We start from the raw sequence: 23,994 nt of genomic DNA, 5'->3' as shown, positions 1-23,994 counted from the left end.
GGCCGGAGGGGGGGAGGGGGGGTGGGGGGGTTGTTGTGGGGTTGGGGGGGGGGAAAAAACGCTTGGTTTTGTTGGGTTGGGGGGACCCCCCCCCCCCCCCCACCGGCGTTCCGCCTTTCCGGCGCGCGGCCGCCTTCGCCCCCGGAGGGTCAGGGGCGGCGGGGGCGGAGGCGGGACGGGAGAGCTGCGGCGCGGGCCGCGACGGCGGACACGCGCAGCGCGGCGGCATCCGTGACGCGGGCCGCCGAGCGGGGCAGGAGCAGCGCCCGCAGGCGGGCCCGCCGGCCCACGGCGGCCAGCAGCGCAGCCCGGGCCAGCCGTACGTCGGCCGGGAGCTCCGGGTACGAGACGTCCACGCCGGGCGGGGCGTACAGGGCCCGCTCCACCGCGCCGGCGACCCGGTGCACGGCCTGCGCGGGCTCCCCGTCCAGCCGGCCCAGGACCACGACCCGGCCCGCCGCCCGGCGCGGCGACAGCGCCTCGTCGGGCGGGATGCCCACGTCCCAGGCGCTGTCGCCCAGCTCCTGCCAGGCGGCCAGCACACCGGTCGGGGCAGCCCCGGACGCAGCCCCGGCCGCCGACGCCGACCCCGGCACCCCGCCGCCCGGCCGGCCCGGCCCGGCGGGGGCCAGCCGGCGTTCGCGGACCCGGCGCCGCCACAGCAGCGGCAGCAGCAGCACCGCCGGCACCACCAGCGCGACGGCGGTCCAGCCGAGCACCGCGCCGACCGGGAAGCCGCCGGAGCCCGCGCCCGTGTCCTGCTGGGCGGCGGGCACCCCGCACTCGCCGAGCTTCTTCAGCTCCGGCGGGCACGCCTCGGCCTGCGAGGGCATGGGCGCCGGAGCCGACGCGGCCTGCGAGGGCAGCGAGGACGGCGCCGACGGCTGCGGGGCCGGGGCTTCGGTGCGGCTGTACTCCGGCAGCGAGATGCCCGAGCGGGGCGTCGGCTCGAACCGGGTCCACCCCACGCCCTCGAAGTACAGCTCCGGCCAGGCGTGCGCGTCCCGCATCGAGACGTTCACACTGCCGTCGGCCTGCTTCTCGCCCGGGGTGAAGCCGACCGCCACCCGCGCCGGGATGCCCAGGGAGCGGGACATCGCCGCCATCGAGAAGGCGAAGTGGACGCAGAAGCCCTCCTTGTCCGCCAGGAAGCGGGCGATGGCCTGGGAGCCCGTCCCCGAGGACACCTTGGTGTCGTAGCGGAAGCCGCCGTTCACCGCGAAGAAGTCCTGGAGCTTCACGGCCCGCGTGTAGTCGTCCTGCGCGCCCTGGGTGACTCGCCGGGCGGTCTCCGCCACCACCGGCGGCAGGTTGTCCGGGAGCTTCGTGTACTCCTCCCGCACCCCCGGGTTCGGGGCCGGGGCGGCCTGGAGCTGCGCCGCCGTGGGCCGCAGCAGCAGGCTCCGCACGGTGTACTGCGCGCCCTGCACGTTCTGGAAGCGGTCCTTGCCCAGCTGGTCCCCGACCAGGGTCCGGCCGGCGGGCTCGTACCGCCACTTCCCGGCGATGTCGATCTGCGTCGCCGGGTACGGCATCGGCAGGTAGCGCTGCGCGTACGTCTCCGCCGACGAGACCGAGGTGCGCACCTCGGTCGCGCTCTCGCGCACCCGGTCGCTCAGCCCCGAGGGGTTCGGGAGCCGCTCCGGGACGTCGGTCAGCGGGCGCCCGGAGGCCTCCCACTTGACGCCGTTGAACTCGTCCAGGGCCAGGATCCGCAGGTACTGCTCGCCCAGCTGCGGGCTGTCCGTGCGGTACTTCAGCACCACCCGGTTGTCCTGCGCGTTCAGGCTGCTCTGCAGCGAGACCAGCGGGTTCACCGCCGAGATCGTGCCGCCGCCGCGGCCCGCCGCACCCGTGTCGTCGCCCGGGGTGCCCAGCAGTCCGCCGTCCAGGGACGGCAGTACGGCGGGCACCGCCACCGCCAGGCCGAGGGCGACCACGCCGATCCGGCGCCCGAAGCGCACGGGCGCCACGGCCCGGCCGCCGCCGCCCCCGTAGCCGGAGGCCGCCGACACACGCGAACTCGGGGCGCCGCCGAAGACCCGGCCCCACTGGGCCAGCCGGTCGCGTCCCTCCGACAGCAGCAGCATCAGGTAGCCCGCGCCGGCCAGCAGGAAGGCGAACCAGGAGCCGCCCTGGCCCGTCGACAGCCCGGCGGCCACCGAGTACAGGGCCAGCAGCGGCAGCCCGGCCGCCGCGGCGGTGCGCAGGGTCACGGCCAGGACGTCCACGAGCAGCCCGATGAGCAGCACCCCGGCCAGCAGCAGCAGGCGGATGCCGTCGGTCAGCGGGGCCGGTATCGCGAACTCGCCGACGTCCCGCACGCCCTGCTGGAACAGCGCCCCGAAGTCGGTGACCAGGAAGGACAGCGCCCCGCCCCCGGTGGACTCGGCCTTCCCCGCGAAGAGGAAGGCGAGCAGCAGCAGCGACACCAGCAGCTGCGCCGCCACGGTCAGCGACCGGGCCAGCGGCACCCGCCGCGTTCCGGCTCCCACCGCGGCCTGCACCGCGAGCAGGGCGGCCGCCTGGAGCAGCCAGCCCGAGGACTCCACCAGCGGGGCCAGCGACCAGGAGGTCAGCAGCGTCGCCAGCGTTCCGAAGAGCGTCACCCGTGTGCGCCCGCTCATACCCGGCCTCCGGAGGTCTCCGGGCCGAGGGGAGCGTTCCCGGCCTGCCGCCACAGCTCGGCGAAGGCGGCGCCGGGCGGGACGGCCAGCGCCGTCCAGCCCGCGTCCCGCAGCCTGCGCAGCCGCTCCTCCGCCCGTGAGGGCGCTCCGGCCCAGGTCGCGGAGTCCAGTACGAACGCCACCGCGCCCGCGCTGCGCTGCCGCATCCGGGCCGCCGTTTCGGTCTGTTCGTCGTCGAGGTCGCCGAAGAAGGCGATGAGCAGGCCGTCGCCGCCGGAGGAGGCGAGGCCGGTTCCGCCGCTGCGGACCGCCTCGTGGGCGCGGCCCAGCCCGCTGCCGTCGGAGTGGCCGACGACCGCGAGGGTGTCCATCATCAGCCCGGCCGCCTCGGCGGATTCCGGTCCGCCGGAGGTGAAGCCCCCGCCGGCGGTGCCGGGCACCGAGTCGCCGGTGTCGGTCAGCAGCCGCACCGAGAAGCCCTGTTCGAGGACGTGCAGCAGGGTGGAGGCGGCCGCGGACACCGCCCACTCGAAGGCGGAGTCGGGGCCCGCGCCCTCGTACGCGAGATCGCGGGTGTCCAGCAGGACGGTGGCCTTGCTGCGCTGGGGCTGCTCCTCGCGGCGCACCATCAGCTCGCCGTAGCGGGCGGTGGAGCGCCAGTGGACGCGGCGCAGGTCGTCGCCGCGCCGGTAGGTCCGCGGGATCACGTCGTCGTCGCCGGCCAGCGCGAGGGCGCGGCGGCTGCCGTCGCCGTAGCCGTTCGTCTCGCCGGTGAGGCGGACGGCGGGCAGGGGCTGGGTGCGGGGGACGACGGTGAGGGTGTCGTAGGCGGTGAAGGAGCGGGTGAGTTCGACCAGCCCGAAGGGGTCGGTGAGCCGCAGCTGGAGGGGGCCGAGCGGGTAGCGGCCGCGCAGGTCGGAGCGGACCCGGTACGAGACCTCGCGGCGGCCGCCCGGCTCGACCCGGTCCAGCACGAAGCGGGGCCTGGGTCCGAGGACGTACGGCACCCGGTCCTGGAGCATGAGCAGGCCCGTGGGCACCCGGGAGACGTTCTCCAGCCGCAGCTGGACGCGGGCCTCGCCGCCGGCGGGCACCCTCGGCGGGGTCAGGCGGCGGCTCGCGGTCACCCGGTGGCGGGTGCGGTGCAGGGCGAGGACGCAGATCAGCGGGAGGGCGACGAGCAGCAGCCCGACCCGCAGGAGCTGGCCCTGGCCCAGGACGTACGCGCAGACGGCGGCGGCGGCTCCGGCGGCCAGGAACGAGCGGCCCCGGGTGGTGAGCCCGGCCAGCGAGGCGCGCAGCCCCCCGGGGTCCCGCACCTGCCCGCCGGCGCCGTGCGGGGCACCGGCCGCCATCAGAAGCTCCGGGCGGCCGCGCCGGGCGGCATCTCGCCCCGGGGGTGCGAGGCGGGGACGGGGGTGCGCTGGAGGATGTCGTGGACGACCTGCTCGGCGGTGCGCCGGTTCAGCTGGGCCTGCGCGGTGGGCAGCAGCCGGTGCGCGAGCACGGGGGCGGCCAGCTGCTGGACGTCGTCGGGCAGGACGTAGTCCCGGCCGGACAGGGCGGCGGAGGCCTTGACGGCGCGCAGCAGGTGGAGGGTGGCGCGGGGCGAGGCGCCCAGGCGCAGTTCCGGGTGGCTGCGGGTGGCGGAGACCAGGTCGACGACGTAGCGGCGTACGGGCGCGGCGACGTACACCTCGCGGACGGCTTCGATCAGCTTGACCACGTCGTGGGCGTGCGCGACGGCGGCGAGGTCGTCGAGCGGGGAGAGCCCGCCGTGGACGTCGAGCATCTGGAGCTCGGCCTCGGGGCTGGGGTAGCCGACGGAGACGCGGGCCATGAAGCGGTCGCGCTGGGCCTCGGGGAGGGGGTAGGTGCCCTCCATCTCGACCGGGTTCTGGGTGGCGACGACCATGAACGGGCTGGGCAGGGCGTAGGTGGTGCCGTCGATGGTGACCTGGCGCTCCTCCATGGACTCCAGCAGCGCGGACTGGGTCTTGGGGGAGGCGCGGTTGATCTCGTCGCCGATGACGATCTGCGCGAAGATCGCGCCGGGCTTGAACTCGAACTCGCGGCGCTGCTGGTCGTAGATGCTGACGCCGGTGATGTCCGAGGGCAGCAGGTCCGGCGTGAACTGGATGCGCTGGACCGAGCAGTCGATGGACTTGGCGAGCGTCTTCGCCAGCATCGTCTTGCCGACGCCGGGGACGTCCTCGATGAGCAGGTGCCCCTCGGCCAGCAGCACGGTCAGCGCGATCCGTACGACCTCGGGCTTGCCCTCGATCACGCTCTCGACGGACCGGCGGACCCGCTCGGCCGTGCTGGTCAGATCAGCGAGGCTCGCTCGGTCGTCGTACGTGGTCACCTGGTTCTCCTCGGCCCTTTCTCAGGGCCGACGCTGTCGCGCTTGAACCGGCCCACCCCGAAAACACGGACACCGCCCCGGACGGGTTCAGGGCGACGTCTCCCCGCATTCTTGACGGCCTGCGGCGCCCCTGTCACTCAGGTGGCCGGATCGATCTCCCGCGGGAGCCCGGTGTGCACGTCGAAGACGAAGCCTCGCACATCGTCCTTGTGGAGCAGGAAGGGGTCGGTCCGGAGCCGCTGCACGGCCTGGCGGACGTCCTGGTCGACCGAACGGGTGCCGAGGGCCCGCCGGCTGATGGTGAGCGAGCGGATGGTGTCGTCGGTGACGACGCCGCCGGCGTTGCGGATGGTGACGACGTCAGTGGTCACGGCCGGGCCGAGCATGGGGCGAGGGTGGACGGAGAAGGTCAACGAACCTCGTTGTGAGCTAATCCACAGGGGTGAGGCGGGGGCCGCTGTTCGGGTGATTCGAGGCTTTTGGGCTTTCTCCGGGGGAAGGGCGCACCGGGCGCGGGGCGGTTCGTTGACCGCGGCGACCGTTGCACTAAAGTGACGCGAACCGGCCGGAGCCCGGCCCTCACCGGCCGCCCGGCCCCCTGGTAACACTCCGCGTGCGCGGCGCGGCGTATGCCTGCCGCGCCGTTATCTGAGAGGGCGCTTTGACTAGCGAGTCCCGACATGTCCCGGTGATGCTCCAGCGGTGCCTGGACCTGTTGGCCCCGGCGCTGGAGAGGCCGGGGGCCGTCGTCGTCGACTGCACCCTGGGCCTCGGCGGCCACAGCGAGGCCCTGCTGACCCGGTTCCCCGAGGTGCGCCTGATCGGCCTCGACCGCGACAAGGAGGCCCTGCGGCTCTCCGGCGAGCGGCTCGCGCCCTTCGGCGACCGGGCCACCCTCGTCCACGCGATCTACGCCGACCTCGCCGAGGTGCTCGACGGCCTGCGGCTCCCGGCCGTCCAGGGCATCCTCTTCGACCTGGGCGTCTCCTCCATGCAGCTGGACGAGGCCGACCGCGGTTTCGCGTACGCGCAGGACGCGCCGCTGGACATGCGCATGGACCAGACGACCGGCATCAGCGCCGCCGAGGTCCTCAACACCTACGCCCCCGGCGAACTGGTGCGGATCCTGCGCCAGTACGGCGAGGAGAAGCAGGCCAAGCGGATCGTGTCCGCGATCGTGCGGGAGCGGGAGAAGGAGCCCTTCTCCAACAGCGCCCGCCTCGTGGAGCTGATCCGCGACGCCCTGCCGCAGGCGGCCAAGCGCACCGGCGGCAACCCCGCCAAGCGGACCTTCCAGGCCCTGCGCATCGAGGTCAACGCGGAGCTGGCCGGCCTGGAGCGGGCCATCCCGGCGGCGGTCGACCGGATCGCGGTCGGCGGGCGGATCGCGGTGCTCTCGTACCACTCCCTGGAGGACCGGCTGGTCAAGCAGGTCTTCGCCGAGGGCGCCACCTCCACGGCCCCGCCCGGGCTGCCGGTCGTACCCGAGAAGTACCAGCCGAAGCTGAAGCTGCTGACGCGCGGCGCGGAGCTGCCGACCGAGGAGGAGATCGCCGAGAACCGGCGCGCCGCCCCGGCCCGGTTCCGTGGCGTCGAGCGCATCCGCGAGGCGCGGCTGTGACCAAGGCCCGCGGAGGCGGCCGGCCGCGGCCGCAGGCGGGCGGGGCGGCGCGGATGCCGTTCGTCCTGCTGGTGGTGGCACTGCTCGCGGGCGGGCTGATCAGCCTGCTGCTGCTGAACTCGGCGCTGAACGAGGGCTCCTTCCAGCTGAGCCGGCTGAAGAAGGAGACCACCGCGCTGACGGACGAGCAGCAGGCGCTCCAGCGGGACGTGGACGCGTACTCGGCGCCGGACGCCCTTCAGCGGCGGGCGCGCGAACTGGGCCTGGTACCCGGGGGCAGCCCCGTGTTCCTCGGGCCCGACGGCAAGACCGCGGGCAACGCCGCGCCGGCGGAGGCCCCGGCGCCGCCTCCGGCCCCTCCGGCCTCGCCGGCCCCTCCGGCTCCGCCGAGCCCGGCCGCGGGGTCTCCCGCGCCGTCGGCGTCGGCGTCGGCCCCGGCGGCGGCTCCGCCCGCCGCCCAGGCCCCCGCCCCCAGCGGAACTCCGCAGCCCACCCCTACCCCAGGCAGGTGACGTCGTGACGCGGACCCCTCCGGGACCCCACCCCACTCCGGGCCCCGCCCGGCCCGCTCCCGGTCCCCGGGACCCTGCGGGACAGCTCCCCTCCCCGCCCTTCCACCGTTCCCCGGGCGCCGCCCGGACCCGCGCCTCGAACGCCGCCGGGGCCGGCTGGTCGGGCGCCGCCGGGTTCTGTGCCTCGAACGCCGGCGGGGCCGGCTGGTCGGGCGTTGCCCGGGCCTGCGTCTCGAACGCCGGCGGGGCCGGTCGGTCGGGCGCCGCCGGGTTCTGTGCCTCGAACGCCGGCGGGGCCGGCCTGCCGGGCGGCGTCCGGGGCTGCGGGGCCGGGGCCGTCCCGGGCCGCGGAGCGCGCCGGTGAGCCCCAAGGCGGCGGTGCCGCGGGCCCGGGTCACCGCCCGGCCGGGCCAGGCGCCGCACACCATTCGGCTTGGCAGTCCCAAGCCCCGGCTGCGGCTGGTCGGCGTCGGGCTGACCCTCGTCATGCTCGCCTTCGTCGTCCGGCTCCTCCAGGTGCAGGCCGTCGACGCCTCCGCGTACTCCGCCAAGGCCAGCGAGAACCGCTTCGCCAGCCACACCCTGGCCGCCGAACGCGGGGAGATCACCGACCGCAAGGGCGTGGCCCTCGCCACGAGCGTCGACGCGTACGACATCACCGCCGACCCGAAGATGTTCACCCCGCAGGAGAGCAAGGCCCCCGACGCCCCCCAGCAGGCCGCGGCCCTCCTCGCCCCCATCCTCGGGGCCGACGTCAAGCAGCTCACCGAGCGCCTCCAGACCGAGAACACCCGCTACGTCGTCCTCGCCCGCCGCCAGACCCCCCAGGTCTGGAACCAGATCCGGGACCTCAAGAAGCTCTTCGCCGACAAGGCGGCCGCCGACAAGAAGAACAACGGCCCCGGCGCCAACGTCATCGCCGGAGTGTTCAACGAGGTCAGCAGCAAGCGCGTGTACCCGAACGGCGACCTCGCCGCCGGGATACTGGGATACGTCAACGCCGACGGCAAGGGCGGCGGCGGCCTGGAGTCCGCCCTCGACAAGAAGCTGGCCGGCAAGGAGGGCGAGCTGACCTACGCCCAGTCCGGCGGCCGCCGCGTCCCCACGGCCCGTTCCAGCGAGAAGCCCGCCGTGCCCGGCGACGACATCGAGCTGACCATCGACCGCGACATCCAGTGGGCCGCGCAGAGCGCCATCGCCGAGCAGGTCGAGAAGTCCGGCGCCGACCGCGGCTACGTCATCGTCCAGGACACCAGCACCGGCGAGGTGCTGGCCATGGCCAACGCCCCCGGCTTCGACCCCAACGACCTCACCCGGGCCCGCTCCGCCGCCATGGGCAACGCCGCGCTCCAGGACGTGTACGAGCCCGGCTCCACCGCCAAGGTGATGTCGATGGCCGCCGTCCTGGAAGAGGGCAAGGCCCGCCCCGAAACCCACGTCGAGGTCCCCAACCGGCTGCACCGCGGCGACCGGCTCTTCAAGGACGACGTCGACCACCCGACCTGGTACCTGACCCTCAACGGGGTCCTCGCCAAGTCCTCCAACATCGGCACCATCCTGGCCACCGGCCAGCTCGGCGCCACCCAGTCCGAGGCCAACCGTGTCCTCTACTCGTACCTGGACAAATTCGGCATCGGACGCCCCACCGGCCTGAACTACCCCGGTGAATCCCGCGGCATCCTCGCCAAGCCCGAGGCCTGGTCCACCTCCCAGCAGTACACGATCCCCTTCGGGCAGGGCCTGTCCGTCAACGCCATGCAGGCGGCCTCCGTGTACTCCACCATCGCCAACGGCGGCGTCCGCATCACCCCGACCCTGGTGCGCGGCAGCAAGGGCCCCGACGGCCGCTTCACCCCGGCCCCGGCCCCCGAGCGGACCCGCGTGATCAGCGCCGAGACGGCCAGGACCCTCTCCGAGATGCTGGAGTCCGTGGTCGACGACCAGGAGGGCACCGGCACCAAGGCGAAGATCCCCGGCTACCGGGTCGGCGGGAAGACCGGCACCTCCAACCGGGTGGATCCGGCCACCGGCCGCTACAAGGGCTACACCGCCTCCTTCGCCGGCTTCGCCCCCGCCGACAACCCCCGCGTCACCGTCTACTGCGCCATCCAGAACCCCACCAAGGGCAGCTACTTCGGCGGCCAGATCTGCGGCCCGATCTACAAGACGGTCATGGAGTTCGCCCTCAAGACCCTCCAGGTCGCACCCACCGGAACGGCCCCCGCCGGCCTGCCCGTGACCTACGACGCGGGCCCGCCGCCCGCCGCCCCGAGCAGCGCCCCCACCGCCCCGCAGCCCGGGCAGTGAACCGACCGTCCAGCCACCAGAGCGTGAGGCACGACCAGTGACAACGATCACCCCGGAACCGGGGAACCAGACGGCCGACGGAGCCCAGCCGGGCCCCTCGCTTCGCGAGCGGCCCGCCCCGCCCGGTACGCTCACCGCCGTGCCCCACGCTGATCAGCCCAGAATCGCCCAGAAAGACGCCCCGGCAGCGCCGCCGGGAGCGCCCCGGCCCGTGTCCGCCCGCCCGATCCCGCTGGGCGAGCTGGCCACCCTGCTGGGTCTGCCCGAGTCCGGCGCCGCTCAGATCACCGGCATCACGCACGACTCCCGTGCGGTACGCCCCGGAGACCTGTACGCGGCCCTGCCCGGCGCCCGCCTGCACGGTGCGGACTTCGCCGCCCAGGCGGCCGCCCTCGGTGCCGCCGCCGTGCTGACCGACCCGGAGGGCGCCGAGCGCGCCGCCGCCACCGGTCTGCCGGTCCTCGCCGTCGCCGACGTGCGCGCCCGGATGGGCGAGGTCGCCGCCGAGATCTACGGCCGGCCCGGAGAGGCCCTGCTCCAGCTCGGCATCACCGGCACCTCCGGCAAGACCACCACCGCGTACCTCGTCGAAGGCGGGCTGCGCGCGGCCGGACGTACCACCGGACTCGTCGGCACCGTCGAGATGCGCATCGGCGACGAGCGCATCAAGTCCGAGCGGACCACCCCCGAGGCCACCGACCTCCAGGCCCTGTTCGCCGTCATGCGCGAACGCGGCGTCGAGGCCGTGGCCATGGAGGTCTCCAGCCACGCCCTGGTCCTGGGCCGGGTCGACGGCTGCGTCTTCGACGTCGCCGTCTTCAACAACCTGAGCCCGGAACACATGGAGTTCCACACCGGCATGGAGGACTACTTCCAGGCCAAGGCCCAGCTCTTCACCGAGCGCCGGGCCCGCGTCGGCGTGGTCAACGTCGACGACGAGTACGGCCGCCGCCTCGCCAAGGAGGCGCCGATCCCGGTCGTCACCTTCTCCGCCACCGGCGACCCGGCCGCCGACTGGCGCGCCGAGGACGTGGTCAGCGGCCACATGGACTCCACCCTGACCCTGCTCGGGCCCGAGGGGCAGCGCGTACGGGCCAAGGCCCCGCTGCCCGGCCCGTTCAACGTCGCCAACACCGTCGCCGCGATCGTCACGCTCGCCACCGCCGGACTCGACCCGCAGGCCGCCGCCGACGGCGTCGCCGCGGTCCCCGGCGTCCCCGGACGCCTGGAGCGGGTGGACGCGGGCCAGCCGTACCTGGCCGTCGTCGACTACGCCCACAAGACGGACGCCGTCGAGTCGGTGCTGCGCGCCCTGCGCGAGGTCACCACCGGCAAGCTGCACATCGTCCTCGGCTGCGGCGGCGACCGCGACACCACCAAGCGCGGCCCGATGGGCGCCGCGGCGGCCCGGTTCGCCGACACCGCCGTCCTGACCTCCGACAACCCGCGCTCCGAGGACCCGCTGAAGATCCTCGCCGCGATGTTCGAGGGCGCCGTGTCCGTGCCCGCCGAGGAGCGGGGCACCGTCCTCGTCGACGCCGACCGGGCGGCCGCCATCGCCGCCGCCGTGGCGCGCGCCGAGGCCGGCGACACCGTGCTCGTCGCCGGCAAGGGCCACGAGCAGGGCCAGGACACCGCGGGCGTCGTACGCCCCTTCGACGACCGCGCCGTGCTCCGCGCGGCCATCGAGAACCAGCAGCTCAGCGCCCGACAGGCCGAGGTGGACCAGTGATCGCCCTTTCCCTCGCCGAGATCGCCGACATCACCGGCGGGCGGCCCCACGACATACCGGATCCGTCGGTGCGGATCGGCGGACCCGTCGTCATCGACTCCCGCCAGGTGGAGCCCGGCAGCCTCTTCGCCGCCTTCGAGGGCGAGCACGTCGACGGCCACGACTACGCCGAGCGCGCCGTCGCCGCCGGCGCGGCCGCCGTCCTCGCGGCCCGGCCCGTCGGCGTCCCGGCGATCGTGGTCCCCGACGTGGAGAAGGCGCTGGGCGCCCTCGCCCGCACCGTCGTCGAACGTCTCGGCACCGACGTGGTGGCCCTGACCGGCTCCGCCGGCAAGACCTCCACCAAGGACCTCATCGCCCAGGTGCTCCAGCACCACGCGCCCACCGTGTGGACGCCCGGCTCCCTCAACAACGAGATCGGCCTGCCGCTCACGGCCCTGAAGGCCACCGAGGACACCCGCCACCTGGTCCTGGAGATGGGCGCGCGCGGCATCGGCCACATCGCCTACCTGACCGGTCTGACCCCGCCGCGCATCGGCCTCGTCCTGAACGTCGGGACCGCCCACATCGGCGAGTTCGGCGGCCGCGAGGCCATCGCCCAGGCCAAGGGGGAGCTGGTCGAGGCCCTGCCGTCCGAGGCCGAGGGCGGCGTCGCCGTACTCAACGCCGACGACCTGCTGGTGCGCGCCATGTCCGCCCGCACGAAGGCCCGTACGGTCCTCTTCGGCGAGGCCGAGGACGCCGACGTACGCGCCACCGAGGTCCGGATGACGCCCGCGGGACAGCCCTCCTTCACACTCCACACACCGACCGGGTGCAGCGATGTGACCTTGCGGCTGTACGGTGAGCACCACGTGTCGAACGCGCTCGCCGCGGCCGCCGTCGCCCATGTCCTGGGCATGCCGGTCGAGGAGATCGCCACAGCGCTCTCCGGGGCGGGCACGCTGTCCCGGTGGCGGATGGAGGTCACCGAGCGCGAGGACGGCGTGACGATCGTCAACGACGCCTACAACGCGAACCCGGAGTCCATGCGGGCCGCCCTGCGCGCACTTGTCGCGATGGGTGAGGCCGGCAAGGCGGACGGGGGACGTACGTGGGCGGTGCTCGGCCCGATGGCCGAGCTCGGCGACGAATCGCTGGCCGAGCACGACGCGGTGGGGCGGCTTGCCGTCCGGCTCAACGTGAGCAGGCTCGTGGCAGTCGGGGGCAGGGAAGCGTCCTGGCTGCAACTGGGCGCATATAACGAGGGTTCGTGGGGTGAGGAGTCGGTGCTCGTGTCCGACGCGCAGGCGGCGGTCGACCTGTTGCGCAGTGAACTGCGCCCGGGGGACGTCGTGCTGGTGAAGGCTTCCAGGTCGGTCGGTCTGGAGCGGGTGGCGCTGGCGCTGCTCGAGGGCGAGGGCGAGGTCGCCGGCCGATGAGGCAGATCCTGTTCGCCGGTGTCATCGGCATGTTCCTCACCGTCATCGGCACCCCGCTGCTGATCAAGCTGCTGGCCCGCAAGGGCTACGGCCAGTTCATCCGCGACGACGGCCCGCGCGGCCACCTCGGGAAGAAGGGCACGCCCACCATGGGCGGCATCTCCTTCATCCTGGCCACGCTCATCGCGTACGCCCTGACGAAGGTCATCACGGGCGAGGAGCCCTCCTTCTCGGGCCTGCTGGTGCTGTTCCTGATGGCCGGCATGGGCCTCGTCGGCTACCTCGACGACTACATCAAGATCGTCAAGCGGCGCTCGCTCGGTCTGCGGGCCAAGGCCAAGATGGCCGGCCAGCTGATCGTCGGCATCGCCTTCGCGGTCCTCGCGCTCCAGTTCAAGGACTCGCGCGACCTGACCCCGGCCTCGACCAGGCTGTCGTTCGTCACGGACTTCGGCTGGTCCATCGGCCCGGTGCTGTTCGTGGTCTGGGCCCTGTTCATGATCCTGGCCATGTCCAACGGCGTGAACCTGACCGACGGTCTGGACGGCCTGGCCACCGGCGCCGCCGTGATGGTCTTCGGCGCCTACACCTTCATCGGCGTCTGGCAGCACCAGGAGTCCTGCGCCAACGCGGTGACCCTGACCAACCCGAACGCCTGCTTCGAGGTCCGGGACCCACTGGACCTCGCGGTCGTCGCCTCCGCCCTGATGGGTGCCTGCTTCGGCTTCCTGTGGTGGAACACCTCGCCCGCCAAGATCTTCATGGGCGACACCGGTTCGCTCGCGCTCGGCGGCGCGCTCGCGGGTCTCGCCATCTGCTCCCGCACGGAGTTCCTGATGGCTCTCCTCGGCGGCCTCTTCGTGCTCATCACGATGTCGGTCGTCATCCAGGTCGGCTCCTTCAAGCTGACCGGCAAGCGAGTCTTCCGAATGGCCCCGCTCCAGCACCACTTCGAACTCAAGGGCTGGTCGGAAGTCCTTGTCGTGGTCCGCTTCTGGATCATCCAGGGCATGTGCGTGATCGTGGGTCTCGGCCTCTTCTACGCGGGATGGGCAGCGGACAAGTGACCTCCTGGCAGGACAGGAACATCACCGTCGCCGGTCTCGGCGTGAGCGGCATCAGTGCCGCCCGCGCCCTGGCCGGCCTCGGCGCCGTTGTGACGGTCGTCGACAACGGGGACGGGGACGCGCACCGTGCGCGGGCCGCCGAGCTCGCGGAGCTGGGCATCGAGGTCCGCCTCGGCCGCCTGGAGGGCGGCGAGGGAGCCGGCGAGGTACTGCCCGAGGGCACCGACCTCGTGGTGACCTCGCCGGGCTGGAAGCCCGACAGCCCGCTCTTCCTGGCGGCCGCCGAGGCGGGCGTGGACGTCGTCGGCGACGTCGAGATCGCCTGGCAGCTGCGCGGCGAGAACGCCGCACCCTGGCTGGCCATCACCGGCACCAACGGCAAGACGACCACCACCCAGATGCTGGCCTCGATCCTGAGGGCGGCCGGTCTGAAGACCGCCGCCGTCGGCAACATCGGCACCCCCATCGTCGACGTGGTGACCGGCGAGGAGCAGTACGACGTCCTCGCCGTCGAGCTGTCCAGCTACCAGCTGCACTGGGCGCCCTCGGTACGCGCCCACTCGGCGGCCGTCCTCAACCTGGCCCCGGACCACCTCGACTGGCACGGCTCCATGGAGGCGTACGCCGCCGACAAGGGCCGCATCTACGAGGGCAACACCGTCGCCTGCGTCTACAACGTCGCCGACCCGGCCACCGAGCGGCTGGTCGAGGAGGCCGACGTCGAGGAGGGCTGCCGGGCCATCGGCTTCACCCTCGGCGCCCCCGGCCCCTCCATGCTGGGTGTGGTCGACGGGATCCTCGTGGACCGGGCCTTCGTGCAGAACCGGCAGAAGAACGCCCAGGAGCTGGCGCACGTCGACGACGTCAACCCGCCCGCCCCGCACAACATCGCCAACGCCCTCGCCGCGGCCGCCCTCGCGCGCGCCTTCGGCGTGGAGCCGCGCGCCGTGCGCGACGGGCTGCGCGACTTCCGCCCCGACGCGCACCGCGTGGCGTACGTGGACGAGGTCGACGGTGTCCGCTACGTCGACGACTCCAAGGCCACCAACACCCACGCGGCGGAGGCCTCCCTGGCGGCCTTCGAGCCGGTCGTCTGGATCGCCGGCGGCCTCGCCAAGGGCGCGACCTTCGACGAGCTCGTCCAGAAGTCCGCGAAGCGGCTGCGCGCGGCGGTGCTCATCGGCGCCGACCGGGCGCTGATCGCCGAGGCGCTGGCGCGACACGCGCCTGATGTCCCGGTGACCGACCTCGAACGGACCGACACTGGGGCGATGCTCGCAGCCGTCCGGGAAGCGGCCCGGCTCGCGGAGCCCGGGGACACGGTCCTGCTGGCGCCCGCGTGCGCGTCGATGGACATGTTTGCGAACTACAACAAGCGTGGGGACGCGTTCGCCGACGCGGTGCGCGAACTGGCCTCCGGGAGTGCGGCGGACACGGCCTAGGCCGGGGGCGCCGGGACAGGTTCCCTCCGGCCGGCTGCTCGCTCCGTACGAGTGGAGGGGAAGAGGACAGATGCCGGCCAAGCAGATGCTGCCGGGGCGGCGGCCCGCCGCCGTCAAGGCGCAGGGCCGCAAACGTCCGGCGGGCGGTGCCAAGCGGCCCGCCGGACGCGGGCCGCTCGCCGGGATCCGGCGCACGCAGCGGCAGTTGAGCAAGGCCTGGGACCGCCCGCTCACGGCGTATTACCTGATTTTCGGCAGCTCGTTGCTCATCACCGTGCTCGGGCTGGTGATGGTCTACTCGGCCTCCATGATCAAGGCGCTCCAGCTGGGCCTGGGGGACGCCTACTTCTTCAAGAAGCAGTTCCTGGCCGCCCTGATCGGCGGGGTCCTGCTCTTCGCCGCCTCCCGGATGCCGGTCAAGCTCCACCGCGCGCTGTCCTATCCGGTGCTCGCGGGAACCCTGTTCCTCATGGTCCTGGTCCAGATCCCCGGGATAGGGGTCTCGATCAACGGCAACCAGAACTGGATCTCCCTGGGCGGCCCGTTCATGCTCCAGCCCAGCGAGTTCGGCAAGCTCGCGCTCATCCTCTGGGGCGCCGACCTGCTGGCCCGCAAGGGCGACAAGGGACTCCTGACCCAGTGGAAGCACCTCCTGGTGCCGCTGGTGCCGGTCGCCTTCCTGCTGCTCGGGCTGATCATGCTCGGCGGTGACATGGGCACCGCGATGATCCTCGGAGCCGTCCTCTTCGGCCTGTTGTGGCTCGCCGGGGCGCCGACGCGGCTGTTCGTGGGCGTGCTCGCCTTCGCGGGTGTGATCGTCGCACTGCTCATCAAGACCAGCCCGCACCGCATGGACCGGCTCGCCTGCCTCGGGGCGACGGAACCGGGCAAGAACGACCTCTGCTGGCAGGCCGTACACGGGATCTACGCCCTCGCGTCCGGCGGATGGTTCGGATCCGGTCTCGGGGCGAGCGTGGAGAAATGGGGGCAACTCCCCGAAGCCCACACCGACTTCATCTTTGCCATCACCGGTGAGGAACTGGGTCTGGCGGGGACGCTGTCGGTGCTCGCCCTCTTCGCGGCTCTAGGCTATGCGGGTATCCGCGTGGCCGGACGCACGGAGGACTCCTTCGTACGGTATGCCGCGGGAGGCGTGACCACCTGGATCACGGCCCAGGCCGTGATCAACATCGGTGCGGTGCTCGGCCTGCTGCCGATCGCCGGCGTCCCCCTCCCGCTGTTCTCCTACGGAGGGTCGGCCCTGCTGCCGACCATGTTCGCGGTCGGACTGCTCATCGCGTTCGCGCGGGAGGAACCGGCCGCGCGGGCGGCGCTCGCGATGCGACAGCCGAGAGCCGGCTGGAAGCGGAGCGGGCCGATATGGAAGTCGATGAGACGGCGCGTCAAGAGGCGTCCGTCCGGAGAGCGGTGAATTTCGGTGCATGTCGTACTCGCCGGTGGGGGGACCGCCGGCCACATCGAGCCGGCGCTGGCCCTCGCGGACGCACTGCGCAGGCAGGACCCGACCGTGGGCATCACCGCCCTCGGCACGGAACGCGGCCTGGAAACCCGTCTCGTGCCGGAGCGCGGCTACGAGCTGGGCCTCATCCCCGCCGTACCGCTGCCGCGCAAGCCCACCCCGGAGCTGATCACCGTCCCCGGGCGGCTGCGCGGCACCATCAAGGCCGCCGAGGAGATCCTCGTACGCACCAAGGCCGACGTGGTCGTCGGATTCGGCGGCTACGTGGCCCTGCCCGGCTACCTCGCCGCCAAACGGCTCGGGGTGCCGATCATCGTCCACGAGGCCAACGCCCGCCCCGGCCTGGCCAACAAGATCGGCTCCCGCTACGCGCACGCCGTCGCCGTCTCCACCCCGGACAGCAAGCTGCGCGGCGCCCGCTACGTCGGCATCCCGCTGCGCCGGTCCATCTCCACCCTCGACCGGGCCGCCGTGCGCCCCGAGGCGCGGGCCGCCTTCGGTCTGGACCCGAACCTCCCGACCCTGCTGGTCTCCGGCGGCTCCCAGGGCGCCCGCCGCCTCAACGAGACGATCCAGCAGGTCGCGCCGACCCTCCAGCGCTCGGGGGTCCAGATCCTGCACGCGGTCGGCCCGAAGAACGAACTGCCGCGTGTCGACAACATGCCCGGGATGCCGCCGTATGTGCCGGTACCGTACGTGGACCGGATGGATCTCGCGTACGCCGCCGCCGACATGATGCTGTGCCGCGCGGGTGCGATGACCGTCGCCGAACTCTCCGCCGTCGGACTGCCGGCCGCCTACGTACCGCTGCCCATCGGCAACGGCGAACAGCGGCTCAACGCCCAGCCGGTGGTCAAGGCCGGCGGCGGCCTGCTCGTGGACGACGCGGAACTGACGCCCGACTGGGTGCTCGGCCAGGTCCTCCCGGTGCTGTCCGATCCGCACCGCCTGTACGAGATGTCCCGCGCCGCCGCCGAGTTCGGCCGCCGGGACGCCGACGACCTGCTCGTCGGCCTGGTCTACGAGGCGATCGCGGCCGCACGCGGGTAACCGCTGACCCAGGAGGCACAGGAGTGGCCGGAGCGACGACGGCGCGGCGCGGCCCTTCCGGCAGGAGCGGCCGGGAGGGCCCGGGAGGCAAGGGCGGCAAGGGCGGCGAAGCACCCAAAGCGCCCAAGGGGCCCAAGTCGCCGAAACGGCCCGGGAGATCCGGCCCGGGCGGACCGGGCCGCGCACTGCCGCGCCGGCTCCCCCTGCTGCTCGCCCTCGCCGCCGCGGTGCTCCTCGCCGCCGGCGTCACCTGGGCGCTCTACGGCTCCTCCTGGCTCCGCGTCGAGAAGGTCACGGCCTCCGGCACCGAGGTGCTCACCCCCGAGCAGGTCCTCGCGGCCGCGGCCGTGCCCGTCGGTGCGCCCCTGGTGGGCGTCGACACCGACGAGATCGCGGCCCGGGTGCGGGGCAGGCTGCCCCGCATCGATTCGGTCGATGTGACGCGGTCCTGGCCGCACGGCATCGCCCTGAAGGTGACGGAGCGCAAACCCGTCCTGCTCATCAAAAAGGACGCGGAGTTCGTCGAAGTGGACGCTTCCGGTGTGCGATTCGACACGGTCAGGCAAGCACCCGCGCACGTTCCGGTCCTCGAACTGGCGGCGGAGGGCTCGCCCAGCGCCCGCCGCTTCGACACCGAACGGCTGCTGCGGGAGGCCGTCGGCATCGCCGGAAGCCTCCCCGGAGCCGTCTCCAAGGAGACGCTGCAGGTCACGGTCCGGTCGTACGATTCGGTCGTACTGCACCTCACGAAGGGCCGTACGGTCGTGTGGGGGAGCGGCGAACTGGGTGAGGCCAAGGGCAAGGCGCTGACGGCCCTGCTGAAAGCCGCGCCCAAGGCCGACCACTTCGACGTGAGCGTTCCCACGGCGCCTGCGGTGTCCGGGAGTTGACGTCAGGTCGAACACCGACGCACCCTGGTTGGCCACCGATACGGGTGATCACATAGGGTGAAAAGAAAAACGGGAGGTTCGGCGTGTTCGTTGAACACGCGCTACTTGTCGACTTAGTGTCCTGTTCGGAAGAGTCCAGGGAACAGACACACCCCTAACCCTAAACTTAAGGGTGAGGGTTCGGGTCGGCGCGTACGGACCGTCCCACATTTCGGCATCAGTCGTCGCAACGCAGGCCCGCGAGGCGGCGACACGTAACTCGAGGCGAGAGGCCTTCGACGTGGCAGCACCGCAGAACTACCTCGCAGTCATCAAGGTCATCGGTGTCGGCGGCGGTGGTGTCAATGCCATCAACCGAATGATCGAGGTCGGTCTCAAGGGCGTCGAGTTCATCGCCATCAACACCGACGCCCAGGCGCTGTTGATGAGCGACGCCGACGTCAAGCTCGACGTCGGCCGTGAACTCACCCGGGGCCTCGGCGCCGGAGCCAACCCGGCCGTCGGCCGCAAGGCGGCAGAGGACCACCGCGAGGAGATCGAGGAGGTCCTCAAGGGGGCCGACATGGTCTTCGTCACCGCCGGCGAGGGCGGCGGCACCGGCACCGGCGGCGCACCCGTCGTCGCCAACATCGCGCGCTCGCTCGGCGCCCTGACGATCGGTGTGGTCACCCGGCCGTTCACCTTCGAGGGACGGCGCCGCGCGAACCAGGCGGAGGACGGCATCGCCGAGCTCCGCGAAGAGGTCGACACCCTCATCGTCATCCCCAACGACCGCCTGCTGTCCATCTCGGACCGCCAGGTCAGCGTGCTCGACGCCTTCAAGTCGGCCGACCAGGTCCTGCTCTCCGGCGTCCAGGGCATCACCGACCTCATCACCACCCCCGGCCTGATCAACCTCGACTTCGCCGACGTGAAGTCCGTGATGTCCGAGGCCGGCTCGGCCCTGATGGGCATCGGCTCGGCCCGCGGCGACGACCGCGCGGTGGCCGCCGCCGAGATGGCCATCTCCTCGCCGCTGCTGGAGGCGTCCATCGACGGCGCCCGCGGCGTGCTGCTCTCCATCTCCGGCGGCTCGGACCTCGGTCTCTTCGAGATCAACGAGGCCGCGCAGCTGGTCAGCGAGGCCGCCCACCCCGAGGCGAACATCATCTTCGGCGCCGTCATCGACGACGCGCTCGGCGACGAGGTGCGCGTCACGGTCATCGCGGCCGGCTTCGACGGCGGACAGCCCCCGGCCCGACGGGACAACGTCATCGGCGCCGCGTCCACCAAGCGCGAGGAGCCGGCCCCCGCGCCGGTCCGCGCGCCCGAGCCGGTCCGCCCGGCCTTCGGCGGACTCGGCACGGTCACCCCCCGCGAGGAGCCCCCGGCTCCGGTGGAGATCCCGGTCGAGGCCGTGGCCCCCGCCCCGCAGGTCCCGACGGCCCGGCCCTACCAGGACAGCCCGGCCGAAGAGCTGGATGTACCGGACTTCTTGAAGTGACACTGGGGCAGCACATCGAGAACGGCGCCCACTTCGCCTTCACCGACCGGTGGGGCGGGGTGAGCGCCGTTCCGTACGAGGAGCTCAATCTCGGCGGCGCGGTCGGAGACGACCCGGCCGCCGTTCGCGCGAACCGGGCGACGGCGGCCCGCGGCCTGGGCATCGACCCGGACCTGGTGGTCTGGATGAACCAGGTGCACGGACGCGACGTGGCCGTGGTCGACGGACCCTGGGGGGCCGGGGAGCCGATCCCGTCGGTCGACGCGGTGGTGACCGCCCGTCGGGGGCTCGCCCTCGCGGTGCTCACCGCCGACTGCACGCCCGTACTGCTGGCCGACCCCGTCGCCGGGATCGCCGGTGCCGCCCACGCCGGGCGGCCCGGGCTGGTCGCGGGGGTGGTGCCCGCCGCCGTCGAGGCGATGGTCGCCCTCGGCGCCGACCCCGCGCGCATGGTCGCCCGTACCGGACCGGCCGTCTGCGGCCGGTGCTACGAGGTGCCGGCCGACATGCGGGAGGCGGTCGCCGAGGTGGTCCCGGCCGCATGGGCCGAGACCAGCTGGGGGACGCCGGCCGTCGACGTGGTCGCCGGAGTGCACGCGCAGCTGGCCGAGGCGGGGGTGGCGCACGCGCACCGCTCCCCGGTCTGCACACTGGAGTCGCGGGACCACTTCTCGTACCGCCGCGACCGGGTGACCGGGCGGCTTGCCGGATATGTCTGGTTGGACTGACGAATGACGGATCGTAAGGCCGAGCTCGCCGAGAACCTCGCGCGGGTGGAGGGGCGCATCGCGACCGCGTGCGCCGCGGCGGGCCGGAAGCGGGAGGAGGTGACCCTCATCGTGGTCACCAAGACCTACCCGGCGAGCGACGTACGACTGCTGGCGGACCTGGGTGTCCGTCATGTTGCGGAAAATCGTGACCAGGACGCCGCCCCCAAGGCGGCCGCCTGCGCGGATCTGCCGCTGAGCTGGCACTTCGTGGGCCAGTTGCAGACGAACAAAGTCCGTTCCGTGGCGGGATACGCGCATGTGGTGCAGTCGGTCGACCGGCCGAAGCTCGTCACGGCGCTGTCGGCGGCCGCGGAGGGTCACGGGCGGGAGCTCGGCTGCCTCGTGCAGATCGCGCTCGACGCCGAGTCGGGCGAGCGCGGGGCCCGGGGCGGTGCGGCACCGGAGCAGATGGCGGAGTTGGCGGACCTCGTGGCCGGGGCGCCAGGGCTGCGGATCGACGGTCTCATGACCGTGGCTCCCCTCTCGGGTCCCTACGCGGGACGCGAACAGGCCGCCTTCGAGCGGATGATGGAATTGTCATCCGGCCTGCGCGCGGCCCATCCGGCTGCCACGATGGTCTCGGCCGGGATGAGCGCCGACCTGGAGCAGGCCGTGCTGGCGGGTGCGACACATGTACGCGTCGGCACTGCGGTACTCGGCGCGAGACCCCGCCTCGGGTAACGTCGCGAAGAAAGTCGGACCACAGCAGAAAATATGGTCATTTCCGCAGATGAGCGGACAGACCACGTGGATCGCGGGCAGTTGGTGACTTTGGTGACACAGCTACTTTGCTGACGGACACTCGACACCTGCGACAGGGCGATCCACCACAGAGCGGAGGACTCGGAGAATGGCCGGCGCGATGCGCAAGATGGCGGTCTACCTCGGCCTCGTGGAGGACGACCGGTACGACAACCCGGGGTACGACCCCGATGACGAGTTCGAGCCCGAACCGGAACCGGAGCGGGCACGGGACCGGGATCGTAGACAGCAGCCGGTGCACCAAACGCCCGTAACGGACGAACCGGTACGAGTCGTACAGCCGCCGGCTCCGCGCGAACCCCTCCCAATTCCGTCAGAAAACGGACGTCCCGCGCGAATTGCCCCCGTGGCATCCATCACACCTGACCGCACCAACCTGGAGAAGAACGCCCCCGTGATCATGCCCAAGGTCGTCTCCGAGCGGGAGCCGTACCGCATCACGACGCTGCACCCCCGGACCTACAACGAGGCCCGTACCATCGGGGAACACTTCCGTGAGGGCACCCCGGTGATCATGAATCTCACGGAGATGGACGACACGGACGCGAAGCGTCTCGTGGACTTCGCCGCCGGTCTTGTCTTCGGTCTGCACGGCAGTATTGAACGCGTGACACAGAAGGTGTTCCTGCTGTCTCCTGCTAACGTCGATGTCACGGCGGAGGACAAGGCCCGCATCGCGGAGGGCGGGTTCTTCAACCAAAGCTAGACCGATCCGTCAGAAACGGGACCGGGAACAGAGCGGAAGCAGGGGAGAGGGAAGCACGGGATGGGCGTCGCACTGCAGGTGGTCTACATCGCGCTGATGTGCTTCCTCATCGTGCTGATCTTCCGACTGGTCATGGACTACGTGTTCCAGTTCGCACGTTCGTGGACACCCGGCAAGGCGATGGTGGTCGTTCTGGAGGCCACCTACACTGTCACCGATCCACCACTCAAGCTTCTTCGGCGCTTCATCCCGCCGTTGCGTCTCGGGGGCGTGGCACTCGACCTGTCCTTCTTCGTTCTGATGATCATCGTTTACATCCTCATCAGTTTCGTGAGCACCGCTGCGAGAAGCGTGTGAACGATGAGCTTCCCCGCAGGCGCGGGGACAGTCCCGATACGGTCCTGCCGACTGCCGACGACTACGTAGAGGTGAAGAAGACATGCCGCTGACTCCCGAGGACGTGCGGAACAAGCAGTTCACGACCGTCCGCCTGCGAGAAGGCTATGACGAGGACGAGGTCGACGCCTTCCTCGACGAGGTCGAAGCCGAGCTGACGCGTCTGCTGCGCGAGAACGAGGACCTGCGAGCGAAGCTGGCCGCCGCCACGCGTGCCGCCGCGCAGAACCAGCAGCAGCAGAACATGCGCAAGCCGGAGCCCCAGGACCAGCGCGGCCCGGGCGCCCCCGTGCCGGCGGCCATATCCGGCCCGCCGCAGCAGCAGCAGCCCCAGATGGGCCCGCCGCAGCTCCCGGGCGGTCAGCCGCAGCTGCCGGCCGGTCCCGGCGGACACGGCCCGCAGGGTCCCGGCCCGATGGGCGGCCCCATGCAGCAGCAGTCCATGGGCGGCCAGCACCCGATGGCGCCGCAGCAGCCGCAGATGGGCCAGCCGCCCATGCCGCAGCAGATGCAGCAGCAGTCCATGGGCGGCCAGAACCAGCTGGGCCAGCCCATGCCGCAGCAGATGCAGCCCATGGGGCAGCAGATGCAGCCGATGGGCCAGCAGATGCAGCCCATGGGGCAGCCGCAGCTCCCGCAGCAGGGCCCCGGTGGCGACAGCGCCGCCCGCGTCCTGTCGCTCGCGCAGCAGACCGCCGACCAGGCGATCGCGGAGGCCCGCTCCGAGGCCAACAAGATCGTCGGCGAGGCGCGCAGCCGCGCCGAGGGCCTGGAGCGGGACGCCCGCGCCAAGGCCGACGCGCTGGAGCGGGACGCCCAGGAGAAGCACCGCGTCGCGATGGGCTCCCTGGAGTCCGCCCGCGCCACGCTGGAGCGGAAGGTCGAGGACCTGCGGGGCTTCGAGCGTGAGTACCGTACGCGTCTGAAGTCCTACCTGGAGTCGCAGCTGCGCCAGCTGGAGACCCAGGCCGACGACTCCCTCGCGCCGCCGCGCACCCCGGCCGGCCCGGCCCTGCCGCCGTCGCCGTCCCCGTCGATGGCTCCGGCCGGTGCGATGGGGCACTCGATGGGCGGGGGCCCGTCGCCGATGGGCGCCCCCTCGCCGATGGCGGGCGGTCCGTCCTACGGCGGTCAGCAGCAGATGTCCCCGGCGATGACCCAGCCGATGGCTCCGGTGCGGCCGGCCGCGCCGCAGCCGATGCAGGCGCCGTCTCCGATGCGGGGCTTCCTGATCGACGAGGACGACAACTAGGCGTCGCCGCCGCGTCTGTCGGCAGTCGCTTCACGGGCCGGGCCCGGTACCCCCAAGGGGGATACCGGGCCCGGCCCGTTTCGCGTGTCCGGGGGCGGGCGGGCCGGGGGC

Annotated in this window: 20 protein-coding genes; 16 read left to right on the top strand and 4 right to left on the bottom strand. The window is 72.7% G+C overall.

Going from position 1 to position 23,994, the window contains the following annotated elements; translation table 11 throughout:
* Positions 1-149: 149 nt before the first annotated feature.
* The 4 genes from AC069X_RS12410 to AC069X_RS12395 all read right to left on the bottom strand — a co-directional run bounded on the left by AC069X_RS12410 (position 150) and on the right by AC069X_RS12395 (position 5,462).
* A complete protein-coding gene (locus AC069X_RS12410) occupies positions 150-2,627 on the bottom strand; it encodes a transglutaminase TgpA family protein (RefSeq protein ID WP_478727801.1) in 2,478 nt (825 codons plus the stop codon).
* Positions 2,624-3,982 carry a DUF58 domain-containing protein gene (locus AC069X_RS12405; RefSeq protein ID WP_478727799.1) on the bottom strand — a complete coding sequence of 453 codons (1,359 nt, stop codon included), beginning with the start codon at positions 3,980-3,982 and terminating at the stop codon, positions 2,624-2,626. Before AC069X_RS12405 ends, AC069X_RS12410 begins: the two co-directional genes overlap by 4 nt.
* Positions 3,982-4,992: an AAA family ATPase gene (locus AC069X_RS12400; protein ID WP_478727797.1), complete on the bottom strand. Its 1,011-nt coding sequence runs from the start codon at positions 4,990-4,992 to the stop codon at positions 3,982-3,984. The genes AC069X_RS12405 and AC069X_RS12400 overlap by 1 nt, the downstream gene beginning before the upstream one ends.
* A gap of 137 nt (positions 4,993-5,129) precedes the next feature.
* Positions 5,130-5,462: a carbonic anhydrase gene (locus tag AC069X_RS12395; protein ID WP_478728175.1), complete on the bottom strand. Its 333-nt coding sequence runs from the start codon at positions 5,460-5,462 to the stop codon at positions 5,130-5,132.
* Positions 5,463-5,683: 221 nt separating this feature from the next.
* Between AC069X_RS12395 and rsmH the strand changes: the two genes are divergently transcribed.
* The 16 genes from rsmH (at position 5,684) to AC069X_RS12315 (ending at position 23,883) form a co-directional block, all read left to right on the top strand.
* Positions 5,684-6,613 (top strand): 16S rRNA (cytosine(1402)-N(4))-methyltransferase RsmH, encoded by a 930-nt coding sequence (gene rsmH, locus AC069X_RS12390; protein WP_478728173.1) that lies wholly within the window; start codon positions 5,684-5,686, stop codon positions 6,611-6,613.
* On the top strand, positions 6,610-7,125 hold the full coding sequence (ftsL, locus tag AC069X_RS12385; RefSeq protein WP_478727795.1) for a cell division protein FtsL: 516 nt from the start codon (positions 6,610-6,612) through the stop codon (positions 7,123-7,125). The genes rsmH and ftsL overlap by 4 nt, the downstream gene beginning before the upstream one ends.
* Before the next feature lie 273 nt (positions 7,126-7,398).
* Positions 7,399-9,432 (top strand): peptidoglycan D,D-transpeptidase FtsI family protein, encoded by a 2,034-nt coding sequence (locus AC069X_RS12380; protein ID WP_478728171.1) that lies wholly within the window; start codon positions 7,399-7,401, stop codon positions 9,430-9,432.
* A gap of 37 nt (positions 9,433-9,469) precedes the next feature.
* Positions 9,470-11,164, top strand: a complete 1,695-nt coding sequence (locus AC069X_RS12375; RefSeq protein ID WP_478727793.1) for a UDP-N-acetylmuramoyl-L-alanyl-D-glutamate--2,6-diaminopimelate ligase — start codon at positions 9,470-9,472, stop codon at positions 11,162-11,164.
* Positions 11,161-12,585 carry a UDP-N-acetylmuramoyl-tripeptide--D-alanyl-D-alanine ligase gene (locus AC069X_RS12370; protein WP_478727791.1) on the top strand — a complete coding sequence of 475 codons (1,425 nt, stop codon included), beginning with the start codon at positions 11,161-11,163 and terminating at the stop codon, positions 12,583-12,585. The genes AC069X_RS12375 and AC069X_RS12370 overlap by 4 nt, the downstream gene beginning before the upstream one ends.
* Positions 12,582-13,652, top strand: a complete 1,071-nt coding sequence (gene mraY, locus AC069X_RS12365) for a phospho-N-acetylmuramoyl-pentapeptide-transferase (RefSeq protein WP_478727789.1) — start codon at positions 12,582-12,584, stop codon at positions 13,650-13,652. The genes AC069X_RS12370 and mraY overlap by 4 nt, the downstream gene beginning before the upstream one ends.
* Complete coding sequence (gene murD, locus AC069X_RS12360; RefSeq protein ID WP_478727787.1) at positions 13,634-15,094, top strand: UDP-N-acetylmuramoyl-L-alanine--D-glutamate ligase; 1,461 nt, start codon at positions 13,634-13,636, stop codon at positions 15,092-15,094. The genes mraY and murD overlap by 19 nt, the downstream gene beginning before the upstream one ends.
* Before the next feature lie 70 nt (positions 15,095-15,164).
* Positions 15,165-16,526: a putative lipid II flippase FtsW gene (gene ftsW, locus AC069X_RS12355; protein ID WP_478727785.1), complete on the top strand. Its 1,362-nt coding sequence runs from the start codon at positions 15,165-15,167 to the stop codon at positions 16,524-16,526.
* Positions 16,527-16,532: 6 nt separating this feature from the next.
* Positions 16,533-17,624 (top strand): undecaprenyldiphospho-muramoylpentapeptide beta-N-acetylglucosaminyltransferase, encoded by a 1,092-nt coding sequence (murG, locus tag AC069X_RS12350; RefSeq protein WP_478727783.1) that lies wholly within the window; start codon positions 16,533-16,535, stop codon positions 17,622-17,624.
* A gap of 23 nt (positions 17,625-17,647) precedes the next feature.
* Positions 17,648-18,514 (top strand): cell division protein FtsQ/DivIB, encoded by an 867-nt coding sequence (locus AC069X_RS12345; protein WP_478727781.1) that lies wholly within the window; start codon positions 17,648-17,650, stop codon positions 18,512-18,514.
* A 280-nt stretch (positions 18,515-18,794) separates the two neighbouring features.
* Positions 18,795-19,997 (top strand): cell division protein FtsZ, encoded by a 1,203-nt coding sequence (ftsZ, locus tag AC069X_RS12340; protein WP_267035330.1) that lies wholly within the window; start codon positions 18,795-18,797, stop codon positions 19,995-19,997.
* On the top strand, positions 19,994-20,725 hold the full coding sequence (gene pgeF, locus AC069X_RS12335; RefSeq protein ID WP_478727779.1) for a peptidoglycan editing factor PgeF: 732 nt from the start codon (positions 19,994-19,996) through the stop codon (positions 20,723-20,725). Before ftsZ ends, pgeF begins: the two co-directional genes overlap by 4 nt.
* A 3-nt stretch (positions 20,726-20,728) precedes the next feature.
* On the top strand, positions 20,729-21,448 hold the full coding sequence (locus AC069X_RS12330; protein WP_478727777.1) for a YggS family pyridoxal phosphate-dependent enzyme: 720 nt from the start codon (positions 20,729-20,731) through the stop codon (positions 21,446-21,448).
* A gap of 169 nt (positions 21,449-21,617) precedes the next feature.
* The gene (locus AC069X_RS12325; RefSeq protein WP_478727775.1) at positions 21,618-22,235 is read left to right on the top strand and encodes a cell division protein SepF; all 618 of its coding nucleotides are present in this window, start codon (positions 21,618-21,620) and stop codon (positions 22,233-22,235) included.
* Positions 22,236-22,295: 60 nt separating this feature from the next.
* A complete protein-coding gene (locus tag AC069X_RS12320; protein WP_030155988.1) occupies positions 22,296-22,592 on the top strand; it encodes a YggT family protein in 297 nt (98 codons plus the stop codon).
* Positions 22,593-22,674: 82 nt separating this feature from the next.
* On the top strand, positions 22,675-23,883 hold the full coding sequence (locus AC069X_RS12315; protein WP_478727774.1) for a DivIVA domain-containing protein: 1,209 nt from the start codon (positions 22,675-22,677) through the stop codon (positions 23,881-23,883).
* Positions 23,884-23,994 lie beyond the last annotated feature (111 nt).

Source organism: Streptomyces sp. NPDC043896 (assembly GCF_056435605.1).
This window is presented reverse-complemented; position numbering and strand designations above follow the sequence as displayed.

What these genes read in the sequence shown, in the direction of transcription:
- AC069X_RS12410 (WP_478727801.1), bottom strand. Translation starts at nt 2,627, where the DNA reads ATGAGCGGGCGCACACGGGTGACGCTCTTCGGAACGCTGGCGACGCTG.
- AC069X_RS12405 (WP_478727799.1), bottom strand. Translation starts at nt 3,982, where the DNA reads ATGGCGGCCGGTGCCCCGCACGGCGCCGGCGGGCAGGTGCGGGACCCC.
- rsmH (WP_478728173.1), top strand. Translation starts at nt 5,684, where the DNA reads ATGCTCCAGCGGTGCCTGGACCTGTTGGCCCCGGCGCTGGAGAGGCCG.
- mraY (WP_478727789.1), top strand. Translation starts at nt 12,582, where the DNA reads ATGAGGCAGATCCTGTTCGCCGGTGTCATCGGCATGTTCCTCACCGTC.
- murD (WP_478727787.1), top strand. Translation starts at nt 13,634, where the DNA reads ATGGGCAGCGGACAAGTGACCTCCTGGCAGGACAGGAACATCACCGTC.
- ftsW (WP_478727785.1), top strand. Translation starts at nt 15,165, where the DNA reads ATGCCGGCCAAGCAGATGCTGCCGGGGCGGCGGCCCGCCGCCGTCAAG.
- AC069X_RS12330 (WP_478727777.1), top strand. Translation starts at nt 20,729, where the DNA reads ATGACGGATCGTAAGGCCGAGCTCGCCGAGAACCTCGCGCGGGTGGAG.
- AC069X_RS12325 (WP_478727775.1), top strand. Translation starts at nt 21,618, where the DNA reads ATGGCCGGCGCGATGCGCAAGATGGCGGTCTACCTCGGCCTCGTGGAG.
- AC069X_RS12320 (WP_030155988.1), top strand. Translation starts at nt 22,296, where the DNA reads ATGGGCGTCGCACTGCAGGTGGTCTACATCGCGCTGATGTGCTTCCTC.
- AC069X_RS12315 (WP_478727774.1), top strand. Translation starts at nt 22,675, where the DNA reads ATGCCGCTGACTCCCGAGGACGTGCGGAACAAGCAGTTCACGACCGTC.